The organism is Streptomyces sp. NPDC031265, assembly GCF_055570295.1.
Genome location: NZ_JBVIHM010000001.1, coordinates 368,506 through 372,894 on the forward strand (window position 1 = coordinate 368,506; position 4,389 = coordinate 372,894).

The 4,389-nt window shown below is 68.9% G+C and carries 6 protein-coding genes and 1 tRNA gene; 4 read left to right on the plus strand and 3 right to left on the minus strand.

Annotated features, from left to right (window positions below; genetic code table 11):
- Together ACZ499_RS01735 and ACZ499_RS01740 are read right to left on the minus strand one after the other, a co-directional pair.
- Positions 1-387: IPT/TIG domain-containing protein (locus ACZ499_RS01735; RefSeq protein WP_468671090.1), on the minus strand; the 387-nt coding region annotated here is incomplete at its 3' end.
- Between the two features lie 205 nt (positions 388-592).
- Positions 593-1,333, minus strand: a complete 741-nt coding sequence (locus ACZ499_RS01740; RefSeq protein ID WP_468671093.1) for an IPT/TIG domain-containing protein — start codon at positions 1,331-1,333, stop codon at positions 593-595.
- A gap of 561 nt (positions 1,334-1,894) precedes the next feature.
- Here ACZ499_RS01740 and ACZ499_RS01745 point away from each other — a divergent pair.
- Positions 1,895-2,131, plus strand: a complete 237-nt coding sequence (locus ACZ499_RS01745) for an XRE family transcriptional regulator (RefSeq protein ID WP_468671095.1) — start codon at positions 1,895-1,897, stop codon at positions 2,129-2,131.
- 462 nt (positions 2,132-2,593) lie between these two features.
- Here ACZ499_RS01745 and ACZ499_RS01750 read toward each other — a convergent pair.
- Positions 2,594-2,664 (minus strand) — tRNA-Gly (locus ACZ499_RS01750).
- Positions 2,665-2,911: 247 nt separating this feature from the next.
- Here ACZ499_RS01750 and ACZ499_RS01755 point away from each other — a divergent pair.
- The 3 genes from ACZ499_RS01755 to ACZ499_RS01765 all read left to right on the plus strand — a co-directional run bounded on the left by ACZ499_RS01755 (position 2,912) and on the right by ACZ499_RS01765 (position 4,255).
- Positions 2,912-3,097, plus strand: a complete 186-nt coding sequence (locus ACZ499_RS01755; protein WP_385539173.1) for a hypothetical protein — start codon at positions 2,912-2,914, stop codon at positions 3,095-3,097.
- 70 nt (positions 3,098-3,167) lie between these two features.
- Positions 3,168-3,743: a dCTP deaminase gene (gene dcd, locus ACZ499_RS01760; protein WP_371653573.1), complete on the plus strand. Its 576-nt coding sequence runs from the start codon at positions 3,168-3,170 to the stop codon at positions 3,741-3,743.
- A 14-nt stretch (positions 3,744-3,757) separates the two neighbouring features.
- Complete coding sequence (locus tag ACZ499_RS01765) at positions 3,758-4,255, plus strand: phosphoribosyltransferase (protein ID WP_101392481.1); 498 nt, start codon at positions 3,758-3,760, stop codon at positions 4,253-4,255.
- Positions 4,256-4,389: the final 134 nt, after the last annotated feature.

A 4,389-nucleotide genomic window follows, 5' to 3' on the forward strand; every position in this document is an offset into this window, starting at 1 on the left:
GGTCAGGCCGGCCCCGGTGAGGATGACGGTGGTGCCGCCCGAGGACGGCCCCTCGCTCGGCGAAACGGCGGTCAGCGAGGGTTGTGCCGCATAGAGGTAAGCGACCGAGTTGCTGGTTCCTCCGGGCGTTTTGACGGTCACGGCAACGGTGCCGGTTCCGGACGGGGCCACCGCGGTGATCTTCGTTGAGGAGTCGACCGTGTAGCTGAGGGCCGGTTTGGTGCCAAACGTGACGGCGGTGATTCCTGAGAAGCCGCTCCCGTTCAAGATGACGGTGTTGCTGCCTGCCGCGGGTCCTGTATTGGGTACGACCGAGGTGAGAGCGGGAGCGGCGGCGATGACGGTGGTGGGCCGTACTGCTCCCACCGTGGGCGCGCTGTCTTTCACGGTGTCTCCATAGCGTGTCGGGCGGGCCCGGAAGGGCCGAAGAGAGCTGATCGGGTTGCCCCGCCTTTGCCTCCTGGGCCGTGGGCCGAGGGTCCCCGGCCCAGTGGGGTTCTCCGGGCCGGGGGCTTGGAGACGGACGGGCCCTGACGGGTCAGCGTGTCCGCTCCGGACGCGACCGCCGAGAGGGCCGGCCGCTGAGGGGGCGTCAGATGCCGGGGCCGGCGAGGTAGGTGAACGCGGCCGTGGCGGTCGCGCTGCCTGCGTCGTTGGTCACGACCACATCGACGGAACCGGCGGCCCCGGGAGGCGTGACGGCCGACACCGCGGTGTCGGAGATCACGGTGAAGGGTGCCGGGCTGCCGCCGAAGGTGACCTGGCTGGTGCTGGTGAGACCCGTGCCGGACACGGTCACAGCCGTGCCGCCGGACGTCGGTCCCTCACCCGGGACGACCGTCGTCACCGTCGGGACGGCGACGTAGGTGTACGAGAGCCCGTTGTTGGTACCGCCCGCAGTGGTGACGCTGACACCGACCGAGCCGGCCGCACCGGCCGGCACGACGGCAGTGAGCTGGCTGTCGGACACCACCGTCGGCACCACCGTGTTCGCCCCGAAGGCGACGCCGGTGGCACTGGAGAAGCCGGCGCCGTTGATGGTGACGGTCGAGCCGCCCGCGGTCGACCCGGAGGCCGGACTCAGCGTCTGCTTGAACGGCGCCCCGACGTAGTAGAACGGGATCGGGTTGCTTGTTCCTCCCGGAGTGGTCACGGTGACGCCGACCGACCCGCTGCCGGAGGGAGAGACGGCGGTGACCGAGGTGGGTGAGACGCTGGTGACGGTGGCGGACCGCGTGCCGAAGCGCACGGCGCTGGTGCCGGTGAGGTTGGTGCCGGTGATGGTGACGACTGTGCCGCCGCCACTGGATCCTTGGTTCGGGGAGATAGGCATGAGGGATTCCTCCTCGCCCGGAATGCGGTACATTCCGAGCAGTGATGGGGCGTTCGGTCCGCGTAGGTCCCGAGTGGGTGCGAGCCAGCTCTCGTGTCCACTGGCCAGGTGGTATCTCGATGGCCTTGCGCCGATTTCCGGCCGGCGGTCTGCAGCCGTCGGCGCTGTGCGCAGGGCCCGTCGGGGTACACAACCCGTCAGGCGTCAGCTGCCGCCTGATGAGGGGCGTGCCCGCGTCTGTTTGCGGATTTGAATGCCGCTGATACGGACACCAGAAGTAACCCATCAGGGTGACAAGCGCGACAAGGCTTCTGACACAGAGTCAACCATTCAGGTGAGCGCCAAGGCGCGAAACGGGGCGCATCGGACGGCGTATTGGCCCGTCATATGCCAGTCCGTTGCAGTTTCCGAGAACGTTGCGGTGGCTAATCAATGGCAGTTGCCGTTTGCAGCGTGGCGGCGGCAAGGAACGCCGGCGAGCTGAAGGCAGGGAGCGGCCAAGTTGTGTACCGCCCACGCTGCAGAGCGGATGAGAAGGTCAGGGTCGGACAGAAGAAGCGGATGGCTGATCTTTCACAGTTGCTGCAGCAGGGCATGCGCCGCCGTCACCTGAACGCGCAGGCGCTCGCCGCGCGGACCGGTATCCGCACCCCCCGCATCCGCGTCTTCGGCCAGGACGGCGCCCGTTGCCCCGTCCATCCCCCGCAGGCGGAGCCGGCCGAACTCGGCCCCGCGCGACTTCGACGTGAGCTGGTGCCGACTCGACCTCGCCCTGCTGCACGGCCCGGTCGCAGCTGAGACATTCCCGGCCGCGTACGAGGAGACTGCCGGCCAGGCCGTGCCCGCTACAACGCTGTGGGACTTGTTCGCCCTCACCAACGGACGAGGCACTGCTGCACTGGTGGACCGACCGCGCCGACGAGGTCCAGGCCGCCTTCGCGGCCCGCTGGCCGACGGCTGCCGCCGGGATCAGCCCGGCGGCAGCCAGCTCGGGCAGGCACGGCCGGACCAGCGGAACTGCCCCTGAGCGGGCTTTCGCTCCGAGGCCGGGCCGGTCGGCCGACTCGATCGCCCGCACCCAGGCGTCCACGTCGTCGGCCCCGGAACTGAACACAGGCGTTCCGCACCGCATAGATGGTGCGGGGCAGCCTCTGTCATCAGGGCATATCTCGGAGTTGGGGCACGCAGAGGGCGCGGCGGGCTGTAACAGGTCTAGACAACAAGGAAGGCCCAGGTCTATGACCTGGGCCTTCCTTCAAGAGCGAGTGACGGGAATCGAACCCGCGCTCTGAGCTTGGGAAGCTCATGTTCTACCATTAAACTACACTCGCGCAACGATCCCCCGAAGGGGGCTCGTATCGTTGCTCACCCTACCCCATGCCGGCCCCCAGGCGTATCCGCCCGGGGGTCGCTCTCGTTCCGCGTGGCGGGATTCGGGTGCCGGGGGCCGGAGTTGGGGCGTACGGTGCAGGGGGTCCAGGTGGGCGGGCGCGTCGTCGGAGTGCCACCTGGAGTGCCGTCCCGTTCATCCCTTAATGTGGTGGTTTCTCCGTCCATGCTTGTTGTTGGGGAAGGGACTTGAGCCACTTGATGGACTCGCTGGAGCGCACCGTCGTCCGCTGTGCCGAGGGGCACGTCTTCACCACCGATTCGTTCCCGATGCAGCAGCTCGGGGCCGAGCGGATCGGGCCCGGCCGGCTGCTCCGGTGCCCCCGCTGCGCCCGCCTCCGGCACGCCGTCCCGGTGGGCGGCGAGCACCAGTAGCCGGTACGCGGTGGCGCGCGCGGGTCTGTCCGATTACGGCAGCCCCGCGCACCCTGCGTATCCTCGGGACGTGCTTCTCTCAGACAAGGACATCCGGGCCGAGATCGACGCGGGTCGCGTCCGTATCGATCCGTACGACGAATCCATGGTCCAGCCATCCAGCATTGATGTGCGGCTCGACCGCTATTTCCGGGTGTTCGAGAATCACCGGTACCCGCACATCGACCCCGCCGTCGAGCAGGCGGACCTCACCCGGCTCGTCGAGCCGGACGGTGACGAGCCCTTCATCCTGCACCCGGGTGAGTTCGTGCTCGCCTCGACCTACGAGGTCATCTCCCTTCCCGACGACCTCGCCTCCCGCCTGGAGGGCAAGAGCTCGCTCGGGCGGCTCGGCCTGGTCACGCACTCCACGGCCGGTTTCATCGACCCGGGCTTCTCCGGGCACGTGACGCTGGAGCTCTCGAACCTGGCGACCCTCCCGATCAAGCTGTGGCCGGGCATGAAGATCGGGCAGCTGTGCCTGTTCCGGCTGACCTCGTCCGCCGAGTCGCCGTACGGCTCGGAGCGGTCCGGGTCCCGGTACCAGGGCCAGCGCGGACCGACCGCCTCGCGGTCGTACCTCAATTTCCATCGGACCCAGGTGTGAGCGGCAGCGAGAACATGAGCGACGTACGAGAGAACCTCACCTACGAGAAGTTCGGGGGCGCCATCCGCGACCTCGCGCAGACCATCGCGGACGACGGCTACGAGCCCGACATCGTCGTCTCCATCGCCCGCGGCGGCGTCTTCGTCGCCGGCGGCCTGGCGTACGCCCTGGACTGCAAGAACATCCACCTGGTGAACGTGGAGTTCTACACGGGCGTGGGGACCACCCTCGAAATGCCCGTCATGCTCGCGCCCGTCCCCAACGCGATCGACTTCTCCGGCAAGAAGGTCCTGATCACGGACGACGTCGCCGACACCGGCAAGACCCTCAAGCTCGTCCACGACTTCTGCGTCGACCATGTCGCCGAGGTCCGCAGCGCCGTGATCTACGAGAAGTCGCACTCCCTGGTGAAGTGCGAGTACGTGTGGAAGCGCACCGACGAGTGGATCAACTTCCCGTGGAGCGTCGAGCCGCCCGTCGTACGCCGTGAGGGGCAGGTTCTGGACGCGTAGGACGCGGACGGAGTACGGGGAGGGGGGGGGGGGGGGGGGGGGGCACACACCCCCCCCCCCCCCCCCCCCCCCCCCCCCCCCCCTTCCCCCCCCCCCCCCCCCCCCAACACACCACCGCACGCCCCCCCACCCCC

Coding starts and splice junctions, on each gene's coding strand:
- ACZ499_RS01745 (WP_468671095.1), top strand. CDS start 1,895: ATGGCTGATCTTTCACAGTTGCTGCAGCAGGGCATGCGCCGCCGTCAC.
- ACZ499_RS01740 (WP_468671093.1), bottom strand. CDS start 1,333: ATGCCTATCTCCCCGAACCAAGGATCCAGTGGCGGCGGCACAGTCGTC.
- ACZ499_RS01765 (WP_101392481.1), top strand. CDS start 3,758: ATGAGCGACGTACGAGAGAACCTCACCTACGAGAAGTTCGGGGGCGCC.